Raw genomic sequence first — 17268 nt, 5'->3', positions numbered from 1 at the left:
TTATGACTCACCTATTAGTGGGTTTAAATTGTTATCTATTGCTTCTCGCGCTCTAAAAATTCGAGAGCGAACAGTACCAACTGGGCAGTCCATTACCACTGCAATTTCGTCATAGCTCATTCCTTCGATTTCTCTCAAGGTGATCGCTGTTTTTAAGTCATCAGGTAAACCATCGATAGTTGAAAATATTACCGACCTTACCTCATCACTTAGCAATAAGTTCTCAGGGGATGCATTTGAGCGTAATTGCTCAGCTCCATCATAAAATTCAGCTTCTTCAGCATCCACATCATTGGCTGGGGGTTTTCTCCCTTGAGCCACCAAATAGTTCTTTGAGCAGTTAACCGCTATACGATACAACCAAGTGTAAAACGCACTTTCGCCCCTAAAATTAGGGAGTGCACGATACGCTTTGATAAACGCTTCTTGTGCGACATCTGCTACATCACCGTGGTTTGACACATAACGTGAAATCAACGCGGCGACCTTATTTTGATATTTGGCAACTAAAAGGTTGAAGGCGTTTTTATCTCCTTGCTGAACCCGCTTAACCAGTTCTAAATCCAAATCCTGCTCGCTCATTCGAGCCGGTACTCCTCTTTGTTATCGTTATAACTTAATGTTTCGTTGCCATTATTTACTGCTACTCTGACTAGGCGATGAATAAAAAGTTCTGTTTTTTTGATATTTTTTTTAAAATAATGACAATCGGAACGTCTGACACAGACTTTTACGTGTCAATACGGCTCACACAAAGCACATATGGTTTACCCCAATTAGGTGTATAATAGCAAAAAATGCTGCATCTAGCTGTATTTAGTGCATATAAAAAGCGAAGATCCAAAAACATGAAGTCAATTAAAAATCATAGCACCGATGTGGTTGTAATCGGAAGCGGCGCCGCGGGTTTAAGCCTGGCCTTGTCTTTGGCAAATCATTGCCATGTGACTGTGATAAGCAAAGGCGCCTTGAAAGAAGGCTCAACACTTTACGCACAAGGTGGCATTGCAGCTGTATTTGACAAAAAAAATGACAGTATAGAATCACATGTGGAAGACACTCTAGCTGCGGGTGCGGGTTTATGTGACCGAGATGCCGTGCATTATACTGCAAGTAACGCTAAAAACTGCTTAAAGTGGTTGATTGAACAAGGTGTTCCTTTTGATATGGAGTTCGACAGTAAAGGTAAAGAGCGCTACCACTTAACTCGTGAGGGGGGCCACAGCCATCGTCGAATTTTACACGCGGCTGACGCGACTGGTAAAGCTGTACAAACAACCTTGGTAAGTCAGGTGCAAGCGCACGGTAATATTACGATACTAGAGCAATATAATGCTATTGACCTCATCAGCGATAAAAGTGCCCCAGAACGCCGTATCCACGGCGTGTATGTATTCAATCGAGAGAAAGATCAAGTAGAAACAATTTCCGCAAAGTTTGTTGCGCTCGCAACCGGTGGAGCAAGCAAAGTTTATCTTTATACATCTAATCCTGATGTCTCTAGTGGAGATGGCATTGCTATGGCTTGGCGTGCAGGCTGTAAGGTAGCCAACATGGAGTTTAACCAGTTCCATCCGACCAGTTTATATCACCCAGAACTGCAAAACTTTCTAATTACTGAAGCGATGAGAGGTGAAGGTGCTTTATTGAAAAGGCCTGATGGCACTCGGTTTATGCCCGATTTTGATGAACGAGAAGAACTTGCTCCTCGAGATATCGTTGCCCGAGCTATAGATTATGAAATGAAGCGTTTAGGGGCTAATTGTGTATACCTCGATATTTCACATAAAGATAAAGATTTTATCATTGAACACTTTCCAACCATTTATGCTAAGTGCCTGAGCGTTGGTCTAGATATCACTAAAGAAGCCATTCCCGTCGTCCCAGCAGCCCATTACACTTGCGGTGGTGTAATGACTGACTTTAATGGTAAAACGGATATAGACAACCTATACGCTGTCGGCGAAGTTGCATACACAGGTCTTCATGGTGCAAACCGAATGGCCAGTAACTCACTACTCGAATGTATTGTATTTGCACACGCTGCTGCCAAAGATATCTTGACCAAGATTAAGTCAAGCCCTACCCCACCTGAGTTACCTGAGTGGGATGAAAGTCGCGTAAGTGACTCAGACGAAGAAGTGGTTATTACCCACAACTGGCATGAGCTGAGGCTATTTATGTGGGACTACGTTGGCATTGTGAGATCAACAAAGAGGTTGGAACGGGCATTGCGTCGTGTTGAACTACTACAGCAAGAGATTCAAGAATATTATGCTCATTTTAGAGTGAGCAATAACTTGTTGGAATTAAGGAATCTCGTTCAGGTAGCCGAGTTAATTATTCGCAGTGCTTTGGCTCGCAAAGAGAGTCGTGGTTTGCACTACACCATTGATTATCCAAAACAAAGCCAAGACCCCAAGCCGACTATTTTGATTCCGTAGTCCCATTGTCCCGCAAACTTAATCGGCACAGGCGAGCCCAAGCTTGTGTCGAAAGCGCTGAGCGCACTATCAATACTCTTTTACGCACACCAGAGTAACTTTCTAGCTGCAAACATAAAATGTCGCACAACAGAAAAGCGCTCGATATCTTGCCGACAAAATCAGTATCACCATAAAACTCAATAAAATTATCATCTTGCCTTAGCAGCACAATACCTTGTTCAGGTGTGTACAAACGGCAATGGCGAAAACACAACCAATAACCGAGTAAACCAAGCAACAGCGCAAGAATAATCGCTGGTAAATGAGGAAACAATAGGATAGAAATAAATGTTACACAAGCGAATAAGACCACAAAGGGCTTGTGGTCTAGGTGGTTATTTTTAAAAGAAAACCTATACTCTGACTCGGTCAAGGATCAGCTTTACCATGGCGTCAAGTTCAGCATCTGGGCAACGTTCGTGACCCATAAACCATGCGAACAAGTCTGGGTCTTCAACGGCCAATAAGCGCTGAAAAACAAGCTTATCTTGCTCACTTAATGCGTCATACGCTTCATCTACAAACGGCCCCAACAACACATCCAGTTCTAACATACCACGACGACATGCCCATTTTGTGCGAGACTTTGAATACAGCTCTGCCATTAAAATACCCTTAATCTAATCTATCATTGTTTTATTTGTAGCGTTCTGGATTATATCTTAGTTTATGGAATGAAACACAGATCTTTACTTGAAAAACAATACGAGAGACGCCATCCATACAATTCTTTTGTTGTGAGCGTTTATGCTACTGTAGATATAAGTTACCATTACGCCAATTCTCTTTTTAAGGATTCATTCTATGTCACTTGCGTGTGCCTTTAATCTCCCATATCAATTAATTGCTGTTTCAGGTACGGAGCAATTAAGCTATTTACATGGTCAACTGACCCAAGATATGAACCTGATCACCGAGCATAACTTCCTGTGGGCAGGCCACTGCAGTCCAAAAGGAAAACTGTGGGGCGCATTTCGTGTTTTCAAACATCAGCAACGCTTTATTCTATTGGGCTCAGAAGCTGAGGTTCAAGCGTCTAATAGAGAGCTAAAAAAGTATGGCGTCTTTGCAAAAGTTGAAATTGACACGGTAAAAGAACCACGAGTAATTGGAGTTCACAGCCATACACAATTGAACAATGTATGTGATTTGCTAGGCTTAAAATTTGAGGGTGAAAACACAGCCTGTGATTTCGGTAATAACAAAGCGCTAAAACTCGATAACCAGCGTTTGCTGCTATACGTCGATAGCGACTTCTGTTTACCTGAAGATATCGCATTTAATGAGGATCCAAGCTTATTTATCGAAGCAGGGATCTTAGCTGGCGAACCGCAAGTTAATGAACAGAACATTGAAGAGTTTGTACCGCAAATGGTTAACTTACAAGCACTCAACGGCATCAGCTTTAAAAAAGGGTGTTACACGGGTCAAGAAACGGTAGCGCGCATGCGTTACTTAGGAAAAAACAAACGAGCGATGTACATCGTACAAGGCCCATGCTCTGAAGCGATTGCAGAAACAGAACTTGAATTACAGCTTGGGGATAACTGGCGCCGTGCAGGTAAAGTTATTCATCAAGTATTTAATAGTGCCACAAACACCTACAGTGCATTGGCAGTATTACCCAACGATACGGAGCAATCGGTAAGTCTTCGTGCAAAACATTCACCTGAGGTCGCATTAACCATTATGCCCCTCCCTTATTCTCTAGATGACCAATAAACGGGATATATTATGAAAATCGCACCAAATAAAGTGGTAAGCATGCATTACTCTGTTTTAGATAATGACAACAACACCATTGACAATACATTTGATGGTGAACCACTGGTGTTTATCGTAGGTACTGGCTATTTAATTCCAGGACTAGAAAATGCGTTAATGGATAAGCAAGCGGGTGACAAAGTCAGCGTAACAGTAGATCCAGAACAAGGTTACGGCGAACGCCACGATAACCTCATGCAAGCAGTGCCAAAGTCAATGTTTGAAGGCATGGAAATTGAGGTAGGCATGCAGTTTCGCGCAACCACAGACGATGGTGACCAAATGGTCATGATCATTGATATACAAGATGACGAAGTAGTCGTTGATGGTAATCACCCGCTGTCAGGGATCACCTTAAATTTTGATGTTGAGATCCTTGAAGTTCGTGATGCAACAGAAGATGAGTTAGCCCATGGCCATGTCCATGGTGAAGGTGGTTGTGGCCACGACCACTAACCACACGATTGCAAGCGCTAATCGGCGCTTGCAACTTTGTCACTTAATGCGGTCAGTAAATTAGCCTGATCATTGGTCCCTAACCTGTACTTCATACCATCGGGTAAACTTACCTCAATAGCTGAAAACCCAGATGCCGAATACACCCAGCCGTCATTAGTAATTCTCATCCCTACGCCGTGTCGAAACGAGTTGGTCACCCCTTTGATCTCGGTTATATCATCAAATCCCAGTGTTTTCTTAGCAACTCCCGGACCAAACCACCAGCTCAGAGTACGCTGTTCTTTATTCACTTCGATAGTTAACGCATAAAATGTGCAACACAATACGCCTAAAATTACGGCAAAAACCAACACCATAACGTTATATCCAAGCAGCCAAGTCGCCAGTATTAAGAAACTTGCAACCCAAGCTAATATTGCCATGATAGCCCATGAAAATTGAGTATGTCGGTACATAACTTTCCTCTTTAAAAACTGTATACCAAAGTAGCACCAAGTTCTGTGTCGGTTTTCAGTTTACCTTCTTCTGGCTGGGAATTATATCGATAGCTGTATGATACCTTCAATGACACGCCACCTAAGACCTGACTCACAAGTGCTGTTTCGCTCACCATACGATCGTTTAATCCGGACAGCGATATTTCCATACTCATATCGTGATTAAAGCGGGTTCGTTTGGAAATGTTGCGTTCCCATTGTAAAGCTAAGCGCAACAAATGCCCGCGCTGCAACCTTGATTGCCCTTCGATTAACGTTGTTTCCTCATCGGTTTTCGACAAATACAAACCAGGGCCGATATCAAAATCAACCGTGTTCTTACGTCCCTCAAACAATCGGTTGCCATAACCTATTGCAACGGTTGTGGTATAATCTTTACCGCTGAACTTATCATTTAAGTAATCACCGTAAATAAAGAAAGACTCATTGTCTTGACCGACCTTGTAGTTACCTTGACCTGAAAAGAAGTATCTAGAAGCTGTTACTTCATTATCTCCAGTGTCTGTGTCACTATCCTCACGGTACAACGCATCGATTTTGAATTGATTACGCCACTGAGTAAAATCTTGATATACGTTACTTTTTAACTTAAAAGCCGTATTATGAGAATTGCCCTTATTAGCAATTAAGCCAAATTCAACATCCCCATAAAGCAAATCTCCGACATGCAGCTTGTGAATTTCATCATCTGAAACTTCACCGTACTGATGAAAGTCCTCGAGAGGATCAGCGCTATAGCCGTGTGGCAACCACATCAGACTAAAAACAAAAATACACGTTTTAAAGTATTGCACTACTTAACAACAACTCTTAAAAATAGTTACTCAGAATCGTTTTGTTTCCACAAAACATGACAAAATGGTGCATCGAGATCACGGCTGATCAGTATTTTCACAAAGACTTCATCACCGTCTTCATACTCAATACCAATGAGCACTTGCACAAAGTGTTCAGGCTCTATCTCCAAGGCCACAAAATCTTGCCAACTATCATCTGGCTCGCTATCTTCGATAAAACCATATTCCTCATGATGTAGGTTAAATTGTTCAATATCCTCATCTGATAAATTATCTGGCGCTAATTGCTGAAAAATTTCATAAGCTTGATGTGCGATTTCTTCAACGCTACATAAACGGGCTGACATGGTAGAGGTACTCATTATTAATGCATTAATCGTTATGATAGCAAAATCACAAAATTAAAGGCTATGGTGTTTCGTTAAATGGGCAAATTTCTATGCTGAAATTATTATCATTAGAATATAAACTCTAATTCAAATACTTATAACAGACAAACAGGATGCCAAAATGCTAACTCTAGAATACCACGGTGATGTTGCATGGCTAACGCTTAATCGCCCAGAAAAACAAAATGCACTCACTTTTGAGATGTTTGTTGCTATAGACGGCACCATTAAACAGCTAACAAAAAACCGCAAACTAAGAGCTGTTGTAATAAAAGGTGCTGGAGATAATTTTTGTTCTGGGCTGGATGTTAAATCGGTAATGAAAAGGCCCTCTGCTATTTTCAGACTACTGTTTAAATGGCTACCAGGCAATGCAAATTTGGCACAAAGAATCTGCTTAGGCTGGCGCGCACTTCCAGTACCCGTTATCGCATTAATTGATGGTAACTGTTTTGGTGGCGGTATGCATATCGCCCTAGGCGCTGACTATCGAATTGCTACGCCGCAAGCCAAACTAGCCATTATGGAATCACGCTGGGGACTGTGTCCAGATATGGGTTCAGGGCCACTTCTACCAAGTACTATGCGCTATGATCAAGCATTCAAGCTCGCATGTCTGGGATCACCGATAGACAGCCAAGAAGCTTTGGATATTGGTCTAGTCTCTATGGTTAGTGATGACTTACATTTAGCGTGCGAAAAATTACTGTCACAAATATTAACGCGCTCTCCCGATGCTTTAGCTGCAATAAAAACAGTTAACCAGACGGCCTATAGGCACAACCGCAGAGCAACCTTAGCTAAAGAAACATATTCTCAAATAAGACTATTATTAAGCAAAAATACGCGAATTGCGATGCACAATGCCACAAGCGAAGAACACAAACCTTATCAACAACGTGCCAAGTGGTAAATTAGTCCAATTGAGGTATCCTAGCTGGTCAATTATTATTGGCCAGTCATCCCTATCTACGGAGCGTAACTTGTTAACTATCGCAAGGTTTTGCACAGCCCTGGCTCTGCTGCTTATGTGTTTATTTAGCGCTAAGCTACTTAAAGTTTGGCTGCAATTGTCGATACCCGCACCATTAATCGGTATGGCACTGATGTTGTTATTACTAAACTGCAAAGTGTTAAAACCGCAATGGTTAGCGCCAGCATGTGCACCCATTTTAAAATATATGGCGCTGTTTTTTATTCCAGCGGGCGTAGGGATTGTGCAATACACGTCACTGCTTAACACTCACTGGCCACTGTTATTGAGCGTATTGATTGCAGTGCCTCTTAGCGGATTATGTTTGGTTGGTTTAATTGCAAAAAAAGTGACCTTTCATGATTAGTTCGCTATTTATATGCACCTTGCTCTGTATGCTTTTTCTCCTGTTTCGCAGACTATATGCAAAGCACCGGTCTGCCATTTTTAACCCATTGCTATTGTGCATTATAGTAATAAGTACTTGGTTATTAACATTTGATGTTAATTACCATGAATTCTTCCAAGCAGCACAACCTATACATTTTTTTCTGGAAGTTGCTGTTGTCGCACTGGCCTACCCTCTGTACTCTCAGTTTCGTAGTATTAAACATTACTTTTTGCCACTCGTGGCATGTAGCTTTGCTGGCGTAACCAGTGCCACCTTAGTTGCTTTTTTGCTTTGTCGCTTATACACCACCGACGCTCAACTGAGTGCCTCGTTAGCCGCTTTGTCTGTAACGACTCCAATCACACTGCTGATCAGTGAAAGCTTGGGCGGTATGAGTGCCATCGCCGCTATCATGGTGATCCTTGTAGGAATATTTGGGGGCATATTCGGCGTGACTATACTGACTCAGCTAAATGTCGTACACCCACAGGCAAAAGGTATTGCATTGGGTGTATCCTGCCATGCGATTGGCACGGCAAGTGCGTTAGAATATCACCCTGCAGCAGGCGCTTACGCATCTGCTGCAATGACCATTAGTGCAGTAGTAACCGCTGTGTGGGTTCCACCTTTCTACCGCTGGCTTACTATGCTCTTATAAAAAGGATGCGCGATTTTGATTGAACAAGAAATGAAACAGTTTGAACATTATTTCAACCTGATCAGAGACTATTTAGTCACTTACAGTATGCAAGTATTAGGTGCTCTGATCATTCTATTGCTCGGGCTATGGATATCCAACCGATTATCAAAAATGGTTGAAGCACTTATGCATCGCCATCAAATTGATATTACTTTAACCAATTTTATCAGTAATTTAGTTAAAGTTTTACTGATAGTCATGTTCGTTATTATAGCGCTTGGCAAAGTTGGGATCAGTGTGACTCCTTTTGTTGCCGCGATTGGTGCCGCGTCATTGGGCGCTGGCTTAGCACTGCAAGGCATGTTATCAAACTATGGTTCGGGTCTTGCTATTATCGCCACACGCCCTTTTATCGTTGGAGATACCATCCAAATCAAGGGAGTCAGTGGCCAAGTTAAAAAGATTGAGCTGGGTCACACCATATTGATCAATGAAGAAAAAGTAGAAATTACCATCCCCAACAAACATATCATTGGTGAGATTTTACATAACTCCTTTGAATACTCGCTGGTAAAAGGTGAAATAGGAATCGCTTATAGTGCTTGTAGCGATACCGCAATCAGTGAAATCGTCACCGTTATTTTAGCCAATGATCAAGTGGCAAAAAGTCCTCAGCCACAAGTGGGCATTGAGCATTTTGGTGACAGTGCCGTGATTATTAGCTACCGCTATTGGGTACCTACTACACAAATTATTGAAACCAAACTCGCTATAAACAAACAAGTTTATAGCGCTATTAAAGCCGCGCAAATAGAAATACCTTTCCCACAGCGGGTTATTACATTGCAAAAAGAGTACGATTAAACAAAGAAAAGGCACCTTGCGGTGCCTAATAGGTTGGGAATTGGTTTGATCGCTAATAGACTAAATTGCTTGCCAGTGCTCTGGCTGCGTCGTGATCTGACATCATACGGCACAACAATTCCTGTACACATACAGACTCTTGGGACAATTCATTCTCTTCTAAGAAGAATGCCATCGATGGGCCTCTGCGGATCACTATGAACATGGGTAAAATACTATGGCCTTGAGCTTTGAGCGCGTCCACGACCGCTAGCTCCTGCTCGCTCCAACTACAGTCAAAGCTATCAAGTCTTGTTAGGGAAAACTCAGAAACTTCTCTACAAATAAGGATGGTTTCAGCATCTCGAAATGGACTTTTACGTCGAGCATACAAACGAAACTGGACCCCGCTGCGCGCCATAGTCCTGAATGTAAACACCTTGCTGCAAAGGTGACTAAGCCCGCTATTCATGGCATCAATAAAAGTAGCTGTATGATCAAAATCAAACTCCACTACACCATCAGCCATAGGCTCAATCACTCAGTTAAATTACACTAATTTAACTATAATGCTAATTTCATTTTATGCAAAATTAAATATTTACAGGATGACAACTTTAATCTCAAAAAAGTTAAACATATCACTTTTTGCGGTTATTCGAATGATACCAAAAACAAAGGCTTATTTAGCACTCGTTCATTGTTACAGAAAATTGTGAAACCATTATTCTAACTATTGCTATGATCCGAGTGCCATAAACGCCACAAATTATTTAATTATTCTGCACAATACTCTTATCTGCCGTTGACCGAATATGAATATCTCGTTGTGGAAATGGGATCTCAATGCCATATTTGCGAAGCGCATCATCAATCGCCCACAAGTAATCTGAAACCAATGCGGTTGGACGCTTCACCTGCTCAGGTTGCACCCACACACCTAATGTGAAATTTAAACTGCTATCTCCAAAGCCCGTCATCCACACGGTCGGCTCTCTACCTACGCTATTTAATGTATAAGGCACATTATCAGCAGCCTCTAGAACTGCTTTTTTAACCAATTCCTTGTCACTTCCATACGCCACCGAGAATGAGATACGAAATCGTCTTACCTTCTCAGCCAACGTCCAATTTGTGACCAGCCCAGATACCAGTTCAGCATTAGGAATGAGAATATCCACGTTGTCATTTGTTCTTATCAAGGTTGCGCGCATATAAATAGCCATGACCTCACCAACCACATCATTAGACAACTCAACAAAATCACCCACTTTCACTGTTTTTTCGAGCAGTAATACCAATCCAGACACAAAGTTGTTTACCATACCTTGTAAACCGAGGCCAATCCCTACCCCCAAGGCACTGGCGATCAGCGCAAGCTCGGTCATTTCCATTCCCAAAGCGGTCAGTGCGATGATAAAACCAATAAACAAAACGATATAATGAATAATACGACCTATTACATAGGCTGAAGTATGCGCTATCACCCCTTGACGCATAGCTAAACGTTGGAATGCGGCTCGCAATACACGAGATAAAACGAAAGTTACTATGATCACCACAAAAAATGACAATAACTCTCCCACTAGCAAAGAAAAATTGCCAACCTTGATCAACTCTTGATCCAGCCAACTCATATCCATTTATTTTTCCTCAAAAAAAACGCCACACTTTTGAGTGTGGCGTTTACATTTAAAATTCGCAACTTATTTGGGTCGAGGCTTAAGCCTTACGCCAAGTGGTTTTACCTGCGCTATCTTCTAGCACCACACCCAATGCATTCAATGCATCACGAGCCTCGTCGGCCGCAGCCCAATCTTTGTTTGCGCGCGCTTCATTACGTTTTACGATGAGAGCTTCAATTTTTGCTACTTCATCGTTGTCTTGCTCGCCCTGTAAAAAACGTTCTGGTTCCTGCTGTGCAATACCCAACACACTTGCCAATTGAACGAGTATATATGCATGCTCGCCCGCTGCGGTGAGATCTTTATCTTTTAAAAGGTTTACTTCCTTAGCCAATTCAAAGATCACAGGTAATGCTTCTGGCGTATTGAAGTCATCATTCATTGCCGCTTCAAAACGTTTCGCGTATTCGTTCCCCTCAAGTGTCACTTCGACTAACTCAACACCACGTAATGCCGTGTAAATACGCTCCAGTGATGAGCGAGCTTGATCTAAGTTCTCTTGCGAGTAGTTCAACTGACTACGATAGTGGCCATTAATCAAAAAGTAACGAACCGTTTCGCGGTCATATTGCTTCAATACTTCACGCACAGTAAAAAAGTTGCCTAGAGACTTAGACATTTTCTCTTTATTTACTTGCACCATGCCAGTATGGATCCAAGTATTCACATACTTGCCATTATTGGCACAACATGACTGGGCAATTTCATTTTCATGATGTGGAAACTGTAGATCAGAGCCACCACCGTGAATATCAAAAAACTCACCTAAATGCTTTGAACTCATAGCGCTACATTCAATGTGCCAACCAGGTCGCCCCTCACCCCAAGGTGACTGCCAAGCCGGTTCGCCAGCTTTGGCTTTTTTCCATAACACAAAATCTAACGGATCATCTTTGTCCTGTGCCACTTCAACACGTGCACCAGCTTGCAACATATCTAAATCTTGCTGTGATAATTGACCATATTGTGCAAACGTTGAAACATCAAATAACACGTCGCCACCGCCCGAAACATAAGCATGGCCTTTAGCGATCAGTGTTTCTATCATCGCTATAATTTCATCCATATGACCCGTTACCGTGGGCTCAATATCAGCAGGAAGAATATTCAGCGCGTCAAAGTCTTCATGCATGGCTTTGGTCATACGTACGGTTAAGTCGTTGATTTCTTCTTGGTTTTCAGCAGCACGCTTGATAATTTTATCATCTACGTCGGTAATATTACGTACGTAGGTTACGTCATAGCCAAGATAACGTAAGTAACGATTCATTACATCGAATGACACATACGTACGTGCATGGCCTACATGGCAGAAATCATAAATGGTGATACCACACACGTACATGTCGACTTTGCCTTCGACAAGAGGTTTAAATGGCGCTTTTTGGCGAGTAAGTGTGTTGTATATCTGCAACATGTAGTGTTATTCCTAAACAAAATAGACATGAAACCTAATGATAACACTTGGCCCGTCACCACTCTATACCCAATTCGCTGCTATTTTCCCAAATATAAAACATTTTAGCGGGTAGACGATTAAATCCTTCTGGAAAATTGTCAGACTAGGCGGTTCTGCTATAGAATAGCCTCTTTTATATATTAATGATTAGGAAGCCGAAATGGTTGTTCTACACACTAACTTTGGTGAAATCAGCATTGAACTATTCGCTGAGGACGCACCTAAAACAGTTGAAAACTTTTTAAACTACGCAAAGTCAGGCTTTTACGATGGCACAATTTTTCACCGTGTTATCGATGGTTTCATGATTCAAGGCGGTGGCTTCGCACCGGGTATGGAGCAAAAGTCAGTTCAAGCGCCAATTGAAAATGAAGCGAACAATGGCTTAAGCAACAAGGTTGGTACGCTAGCTATGGCACGTACACCGGATCCACACTCAGCAACGGCTCAGTTCTTTATCAACGTTAACGATAACGACTTCCTAAACTTCAGCAGTGAAACGTCACAGGGCTGGGGATATTGTGTATTTGCAAAAGTGGTTGAAGGCATGGACGTAGTTAACAAAATTAAGTCTGTCGCAACAGGTTCATCTGGCTTCCACCAAGATGTACCACTTGAAGATGTGATCATCGAAAAAGTAACCGTTGCCTAACTGGCAAGGTGTTTAAGCGGGCACAGTCCCGCTTTACTTACAAAGAAGCCCATGCGTAAAACCTATTTTATCTCCGACCTACACTTAAGCGAAGATCACCCCGCTATCACTCAAGCTTTCTACGAGTTTTTATCTGCGCACATGAACCAAGATGTCGATGCGCTATATATCCTCGGGGACTTTTTTGAAGTTTGGATTGGGGATGATGAGCATTCGGTGCTTGGCCAAGAAGTTGCCCAACGGCTGGCTGCTTTGCAGAAAATGGGGATCCGCACGTATTTCATACACGGTAATCGAGATTTCCTATTAGGAAAACACTATGCCAAACAAGCAGGTATGACCTTACTGCCAGAGCAGTGTGTTATCGACCTATACGGCACTCCCACGGTTATTTTACATGGTGACGAAATGTGTACCGAGGACTTGGCCTATCAAAAGTTTCGTAAAAAAAGCCGAGGTTGGTGGTGGCCAAGATTGATTTTATCTTTACCTTTGAGCGTTCGTCGCAAAATTGCTCGTGACGCAAGAGCCAAAAGTAAAGCCAATCAAATGGGCAAAGCTGCCGAAATTTTGGATGTGACACACAGCGCGGTAATAGAGATGTTTGAGCGCTATCAAGTCACACAGATGATCCATGGCCACACGCACCGCCCTGGCGTGCATCGATACGAGCACAAGGGGAACACTTTGACTCGCACCGTGTTGGGAGATTGGTATAGCCAAAGTGCGTACTTAGTGGTCAATGAATTGGGCGAACAAACGTTAGTTAAAGATCAAACCGCTTAGCGCTCTGATCTGTGAGGAGCCAACCCACAGCTTCATGCATGGACAGGCACACCACTATGAAACTTAAAATCTTCATCTGGTGATGAGATAAGCTCAGCTTCAACCTTACCAAAATAAACCACGCGCTCCGTGATATCAAACTCACTGATCTCTTGTGCCAATGTCAGGTAATCTTGATAATGACGAGCTTCTGAGCGCAGCAATGAGATATAAAAATCCCCAAGGCGTTTATCAACATGTGGTGCAAGCTTAGCGAAACGCTCACACGAGCGCGCTTCGATGTAAGCTCCTACAATTAGCTTATCAACCAACGCGTCAGGCTCATAGGTTTTAACGTGTCTGAGCATGCCTTTTGCGTAGCGACAAGGCGTGATACTTTGATACTCAACCCCATACTCATCCATGATCTCTAACACTTGGTAAAAATGATGTAGTTCTTCTTTAATCAACATCACCATTTTATCAATCAACTCTTGCCCATAAGGCGTATTTGATTTTGGGATCATTGATTTAGTTAGCTTATTTTTATCCGCTAAGTCACGCCAATTTCCGTCACGCTTATAGATAAGCGTTTCAAACGGCTTTAACCACTCAAGTAACGCATCCCCACTGTCTTTATCAACCGCATATTTGCGAATTAAAAACATAGCTGACTGGGCGGCCTTCAATTCGCATATTAAGTGGTCTATCAATACAACTGGCAGGTTTTCTTCTTTTGTCGCTGCTTGGATCCATTCGTTGGGCGTGTCACAGCCCAAAAACGCTTTGATCGGTTTTAACAAATCTTCCAATTTTATATCTCTACATAAGCAACTGCTTTTTAACAGCTACTGAAAATCTCAATATTAATCTACAGGTCATTCTACCATAAACAACCATGAACTGACTTAACTGGGATCAATTTCATATCTGACACTATGCTACTAAATTTTAATATCTAGAGGTAATGATTTTATATAGGCGTTATGAATAGCATTGTTCGTTACGGTGCGTGTATACCTGATAACAAAAGTATATGAAAAGTGGTTTATGTAATAAACCTGTATAAACCAAAAGACCCCTGTAAAATACACTTTCTTATGCCGAATTGGTTGATTTCGATCAATTCTGAAAGTTTCAATTAGACAAAAGTTTAACCTATTCTTGACAAAAATCAGACCGTCTCTCATAACTAAACAGGTACTGTATAAAAATAACACAACACATTTTATGAGGGACAGGTTATGATCCTTAACCATTTATGGGGCTTATATGCTCATCCACTCGAAGAGTGGCAAACTATCGACAACCGTCACGAAAGCATCAAATATAGTTTATCTCACATTGCCCTTATTGCGCTTATTCCAAGCATTATGGGGTATTACTCGTCAGTTCATCTAGGTTGGAAAATCGGTGCAGGAGACGCGGTATTTCTCACCCATGACAGCGCCTTAATGATTGGTGTCGCTATGTACTGCGCATTAATCGTGGGTATTTTTGCTTTGTCTTATCTATCCCATTGGATGGCAGTCACTTTTGGTGCGAAACCCACGTTTACACAAACACTAGAGTTATCCGCTTACACTGCGACTCCTATGTTTATGTCCGCGTTTTCGGCCTTTTACCCAGAGCTATGGTTTGTGGCAAGCGTAGGGCTTATAGCATTGGCTTATTCAGTCTACCTACTCTATACGGGCGTGCCGATTCTTATGCACATTCCTGAGGAGCGTGGCTTTATCTACGCCAGCTCGGTGGTGACCTGTGGCCTTATCCTATTGGTAATTATTTTGGCTGCAACCGCCATTCTGTGGACTAACGGTATTATCAGTCCAACCTTTAGTTAAGGTCTTATCACTCTTTATCAGGAAGAAGTATGTGATGCTTCTTTCTGATGGGAAAATCACATCTCTCTTTTCCATAGCCCCACTATTTTAACATGAGTTATGTCTACTTTTAGGGTAATTACCCTATATAGCGCCACCCAAAACTTTGCAACACTAACCTCGTTTTCAACACATTTAGTTAATTCGAGGAGCTGTTATGAAAATAACCAAACGTTTTTCAATCTCTTTATTAAGTGCAACCATGTTAATGAGCATGAATAGCTATGCTAATGACTATGTAAAACCAGGCGAGATATGCCCCAGTAACCTGCGCCATGTCACCTTAGCGGAGGTTCAAGCCAATACTCAAAAATACTGTGAAATGATTGGCATGTGGTCAATCGTAAGAATTGGTGATGGCGCATCTATTAGTGGTCGTGGCTATGGATGCCCTGTTTTCCAAAATGATACGCGAGGAATGGGTGAAACAATTTGTACCGACCAACCAACTCTCAGCACTTTGTCACCAAAAACACTCTTTACTGATGATAAGAACTTTCTTCTTACGGCAGATGAATGGATAGATATTCAAAACTATGTCTCTACCTCTTTCGCTTTACCAACAGATGAACCTTCTATGAGGCTGCAACTTCATATGCCATCTGATTTAGCATACAGTGCAGAGTTCCAAGCATTAGCGAACCTGTACACCCAAGTAAAGTCAAATGCAAGAAATTGGCGCGTAGATACCTATCCCTCAGCTGTAAACTTAGCACATACTATTCATTCATACGCGGGTGACATAGAAGACTATTACGGCCCACTAATTGAAGCAATAGATGATTTCATCGACAATGACAATGATGGCTCCGCTGAGTTCGCACAAGTTTTACTCGCTGACTTGGCAGCAACTGCTGAAGAAAACCAGTTGGAAGCGCAACATGTCTTTGAAAAAATCCAACAATTCTCCGCTAACAACAATGAATACCATGCTGCATTGGTTAGAATGCAGGATGGATTCAAAAAAGATGTTTTGAGTCAGAGGCTTGAACAAGTACGTCAACGACTAGCAAATGCACATGCAACCCTTAATGATGTAGAAGATGAGTATCAGCATTATGTGACTGTCGCCGCCACGACTCCGACCTATGCATGGGTGCCTTTTTACGGTTGGGTTGCAGCCCCAGTAGTCGCTGGTATTTTTGGCTCAAAAGCCGCACAAGCAATGTCAGCAATGCATGATGTAGAGAACGAAATACATGAATTAGAGCAATCAGAACGTCATTTAGTGATCACCATTCAAGCTTATGATGCATCGGTTAATAGTCTAAAAAGTACTGAGCAGTCTTTACAAGAAGCCCAACAATCCGTCGCTAAGATTGAGGCGCATTGGCAGTTCATTAAAAACGACCTAGGTGAAATCGTTAAAGATCTTGATGATGTGAATAGTAGCCTCGAAAAGCGCTCTGCAATCAAAGCTCGCCTAGCCAAAATCAAGCTAGAAGGGCGAAATGGCGTGATCAACGATTGGAAAGAAGTTGGCAATAAAGCTTACCAGTTTATGGCGAACGCTTACGCTGTATATTCCGAATAATCAAAATATTCAATTCTATAGTTAAATACCAACGGGTAGCATTCTTTGCTA

20 protein-coding genes are annotated in these 17268 nt (G+C 42.1%); 11 read left to right on the top strand and 9 right to left on the bottom strand.

Going from position 1 to position 17268, the window contains the following annotated elements; translation table 11 throughout:
- The gene (gene rpoE / locus C2M32_RS07835) at positions 1 to 582 is read right to left on the bottom strand and encodes an RNA polymerase sigma factor RpoE (protein WP_105167894.1); all 582 of its coding nucleotides are present in this window, start codon (positions 580 to 582) and stop codon (positions 1 to 3) included.
- Positions 583 to 848: 266 nt separating this feature from the next.
- Between rpoE and nadB the strand changes: the two genes are divergently transcribed.
- On the top strand, positions 849 to 2444 hold the full coding sequence (nadB, locus tag C2M32_RS07830) for an L-aspartate oxidase (protein ID WP_105168033.1): 1596 nt from the start codon (positions 849 to 851) through the stop codon (positions 2442 to 2444).
- Between the two features lie 395 nt (positions 2445 to 2839).
- Here the strand turns inward: nadB and C2M32_RS07820 are convergent, their stop codons facing one another.
- Positions 2840 to 3091, bottom strand: a complete 252-nt coding sequence (locus tag C2M32_RS07820; protein ID WP_105167892.1) for an FAD assembly factor SdhE — start codon at positions 3089 to 3091, stop codon at positions 2840 to 2842.
- A gap of 199 nt (positions 3092 to 3290) precedes the next feature.
- On the opposite strand from C2M32_RS07820, the gene ygfZ reads away from it, so the two are divergent.
- Together ygfZ and C2M32_RS07810 are read left to right on the top strand one after the other, a co-directional pair.
- Positions 3291 to 4208 (top strand): CAF17-like 4Fe-4S cluster assembly/insertion protein YgfZ, encoded by a 918-nt coding sequence (gene ygfZ, locus C2M32_RS07815; protein ID WP_105167891.1) that lies wholly within the window; start codon positions 3291 to 3293, stop codon positions 4206 to 4208.
- Positions 4209 to 4220: 12 nt separating this feature from the next.
- Positions 4221 to 4706 (top strand): FKBP-type peptidyl-prolyl cis-trans isomerase, encoded by a 486-nt coding sequence (locus C2M32_RS07810; protein ID WP_105167890.1) that lies wholly within the window; start codon positions 4221 to 4223, stop codon positions 4704 to 4706.
- A 17-nt stretch (positions 4707 to 4723) separates the two neighbouring features.
- On the opposite strand, the gene C2M32_RS07805 is transcribed toward C2M32_RS07810, so the two are convergent.
- The 3 genes from C2M32_RS07805 to C2M32_RS07795 form a co-directional block, all read right to left on the bottom strand.
- Positions 4724 to 5164, bottom strand: a complete 441-nt coding sequence (locus tag C2M32_RS07805; RefSeq protein WP_105167889.1) for a hypothetical protein — start codon at positions 5162 to 5164, stop codon at positions 4724 to 4726.
- Between the two features lie 11 nt (positions 5165 to 5175).
- Complete coding sequence (locus C2M32_RS07800; RefSeq protein WP_105168032.1) at positions 5176 to 5961, bottom strand: DUF481 domain-containing protein; 786 nt, start codon at positions 5959 to 5961, stop codon at positions 5176 to 5178.
- A gap of 65 nt (positions 5962 to 6026) precedes the next feature.
- Entirely contained in the window at positions 6027 to 6350 is a 324-nt protein-coding gene (locus tag C2M32_RS07795) for a DUF440 family protein (protein ID WP_105167888.1), read from the bottom strand.
- A 163-nt stretch (positions 6351 to 6513) separates the two neighbouring features.
- Between C2M32_RS07795 and C2M32_RS07790 the strand changes: the two genes are divergently transcribed.
- The 4 genes from C2M32_RS07790 (at position 6514) to C2M32_RS07775 (ending at position 9260) form a co-directional block, all read left to right on the top strand.
- On the top strand, positions 6514 to 7305 hold the full coding sequence (locus C2M32_RS07790; RefSeq protein ID WP_105167887.1) for a crotonase/enoyl-CoA hydratase family protein: 792 nt from the start codon (positions 6514 to 6516) through the stop codon (positions 7303 to 7305).
- 115 nt (positions 7306 to 7420) lie between these two features.
- Entirely contained in the window at positions 7421 to 7732 is a 312-nt protein-coding gene (locus C2M32_RS07785; protein ID WP_105167886.1) for a CidA/LrgA family protein, read from the top strand.
- The gene (locus C2M32_RS07780; RefSeq protein WP_105167885.1) at positions 7725 to 8414 is read left to right on the top strand and encodes an LrgB family protein; all 690 of its coding nucleotides are present in this window, start codon (positions 7725 to 7727) and stop codon (positions 8412 to 8414) included. Before C2M32_RS07785 ends, C2M32_RS07780 begins: the two co-directional genes overlap by 8 nt.
- A 30-nt stretch (positions 8415 to 8444) precedes the next feature.
- A complete protein-coding gene (locus C2M32_RS07775) occupies positions 8445 to 9260 on the top strand; it encodes a mechanosensitive ion channel family protein (protein WP_442792700.1) in 816 nt (271 codons plus the stop codon).
- 52 nt (positions 9261 to 9312) lie between these two features.
- Here C2M32_RS07775 and C2M32_RS07770 read toward each other — a convergent pair whose 3' ends face one another.
- The 3 genes from C2M32_RS07770 to cysS form a co-directional block, all read right to left on the bottom strand.
- Positions 9313 to 9768: a hypothetical protein gene (locus tag C2M32_RS07770; protein WP_105167883.1), complete on the bottom strand. Its 456-nt coding sequence runs from the start codon at positions 9766 to 9768 to the stop codon at positions 9313 to 9315.
- A 244-nt stretch (positions 9769 to 10012) separates the two neighbouring features.
- Positions 10013 to 10882, bottom strand: a complete 870-nt coding sequence (locus C2M32_RS07765) for a mechanosensitive ion channel family protein (RefSeq protein ID WP_105167882.1) — start codon at positions 10880 to 10882, stop codon at positions 10013 to 10015.
- Between the two features lie 79 nt (positions 10883 to 10961).
- Entirely contained in the window at positions 10962 to 12341 is a 1380-nt protein-coding gene (cysS, locus tag C2M32_RS07760) for a cysteine--tRNA ligase (RefSeq protein ID WP_105167881.1), read from the bottom strand.
- Between the two features lie 202 nt (positions 12342 to 12543).
- On the opposite strand from cysS, the gene ppiB reads away from it, so the two are divergent.
- Together ppiB and C2M32_RS07750 are read left to right on the top strand one after the other, a co-directional pair.
- Positions 12544 to 13035: a peptidylprolyl isomerase B gene (ppiB, locus tag C2M32_RS07755; protein WP_105167880.1), complete on the top strand. Its 492-nt coding sequence runs from the start codon at positions 12544 to 12546 to the stop codon at positions 13033 to 13035.
- 51 nt (positions 13036 to 13086) lie between these two features.
- On the top strand, positions 13087 to 13821 hold the full coding sequence (locus C2M32_RS07750; RefSeq protein WP_105167879.1) for a UDP-2,3-diacylglucosamine diphosphatase: 735 nt from the start codon (positions 13087 to 13089) through the stop codon (positions 13819 to 13821).
- A gap of 32 nt (positions 13822 to 13853) precedes the next feature.
- Here the strand turns inward: C2M32_RS07750 and miaE are convergent, their stop codons facing one another.
- Complete coding sequence (miaE, locus tag C2M32_RS07745; RefSeq protein WP_442792699.1) at positions 13854 to 14612, bottom strand: tRNA isopentenyl-2-thiomethyl-A-37 hydroxylase MiaE; 759 nt, start codon at positions 14610 to 14612, stop codon at positions 13854 to 13856.
- Between the two features lie 432 nt (positions 14613 to 15044).
- Here miaE and C2M32_RS07740 point away from each other — a divergent pair, with 432 nt between their 5' ends.
- Both C2M32_RS07740 and C2M32_RS07735 read left to right on the top strand, forming a co-directional pair.
- Positions 15045 to 15644, top strand: a complete 600-nt coding sequence (locus C2M32_RS07740; RefSeq protein WP_105167877.1) for a Yip1 family protein — start codon at positions 15045 to 15047, stop codon at positions 15642 to 15644.
- A 196-nt stretch (positions 15645 to 15840) separates the two neighbouring features.
- Entirely contained in the window at positions 15841 to 17217 is a 1377-nt protein-coding gene (locus C2M32_RS07735; protein WP_105167876.1) for an alpha-xenorhabdolysin family binary toxin subunit A, read from the top strand.
- Positions 17218 to 17268: the final 51 nt, after the last annotated feature.

Origin of the sequence: Pseudoalteromonas sp. T1lg23B, assembly GCF_002964665.1 — a bacterium.
GTDB lineage: Bacteria > Pseudomonadota > Gammaproteobacteria > Enterobacterales > Alteromonadaceae > Pseudoalteromonas.
This window is presented reverse-complemented; position numbering and strand designations above follow the sequence as displayed.

Bases quoted from the DNA above. Each gene is read 5' to 3' on its own strand.
- C2M32_RS07805 (WP_105167889.1), bottom strand. From the start codon at position 5,164: ATGTACCGACATACTCAATTTTCATGGGCTATCATGGCAATATTAGCT.
- rpoE (WP_105167894.1), bottom strand. From the start codon at position 582: ATGAGCGAGCAGGATTTGGATTTAGAACTGGTTAAGCGGGTTCAGCAA.
- C2M32_RS07780 (WP_105167885.1), top strand. From the start codon at position 7,725: ATGATTAGTTCGCTATTTATATGCACCTTGCTCTGTATGCTTTTTCTC.
- ppiB (WP_105167880.1), top strand. From the start codon at position 12,544: ATGGTTGTTCTACACACTAACTTTGGTGAAATCAGCATTGAACTATTC.
- C2M32_RS07785 (WP_105167886.1), top strand. From the start codon at position 7,421: ATGTGTTTATTTAGCGCTAAGCTACTTAAAGTTTGGCTGCAATTGTCG.
- nadB (WP_105168033.1), top strand. From the start codon at position 849: ATGAAGTCAATTAAAAATCATAGCACCGATGTGGTTGTAATCGGAAGC.
- C2M32_RS07765 (WP_105167882.1), bottom strand. From the start codon at position 10,882: ATGGATATGAGTTGGCTGGATCAAGAGTTGATCAAGGTTGGCAATTTT.
- C2M32_RS07750 (WP_105167879.1), top strand. From the start codon at position 13,087: ATGCGTAAAACCTATTTTATCTCCGACCTACACTTAAGCGAAGATCAC.
- C2M32_RS07770 (WP_105167883.1), bottom strand. From the start codon at position 9,768: ATGGCTGATGGTGTAGTGGAGTTTGATTTTGATCATACAGCTACTTTT.
- C2M32_RS07820 (WP_105167892.1), bottom strand. From the start codon at position 3,091: ATGGCAGAGCTGTATTCAAAGTCTCGCACAAAATGGGCATGTCGTCGT.
- C2M32_RS07810 (WP_105167890.1), top strand. From the start codon at position 4,221: ATGAAAATCGCACCAAATAAAGTGGTAAGCATGCATTACTCTGTTTTA.
- ygfZ (WP_105167891.1), top strand. From the start codon at position 3,291: ATGTCACTTGCGTGTGCCTTTAATCTCCCATATCAATTAATTGCTGTT.
- C2M32_RS07795 (WP_105167888.1), bottom strand. From the start codon at position 6,350: ATGTCAGCCCGTTTATGTAGCGTTGAAGAAATCGCACATCAAGCTTAT.
- C2M32_RS07800 (WP_105168032.1), bottom strand. From the start codon at position 5,961: ATGTGGTTGCCACACGGCTATAGCGCTGATCCTCTCGAGGACTTTCAT.
- C2M32_RS07775 (WP_442792700.1), top strand. From the start codon at position 8,445: ATGAAACAGTTTGAACATTATTTCAACCTGATCAGAGACTATTTAGTC.
- cysS (WP_105167881.1), bottom strand. From the start codon at position 12,341: ATGTTGCAGATATACAACACACTTACTCGCCAAAAAGCGCCATTTAAA.
- C2M32_RS07790 (WP_105167887.1), top strand. From the start codon at position 6,514: ATGCTAACTCTAGAATACCACGGTGATGTTGCATGGCTAACGCTTAAT.
- C2M32_RS07740 (WP_105167877.1), top strand. From the start codon at position 15,045: ATGATCCTTAACCATTTATGGGGCTTATATGCTCATCCACTCGAAGAG.
- C2M32_RS07735 (WP_105167876.1), top strand. From the start codon at position 15,841: ATGAAAATAACCAAACGTTTTTCAATCTCTTTATTAAGTGCAACCATG.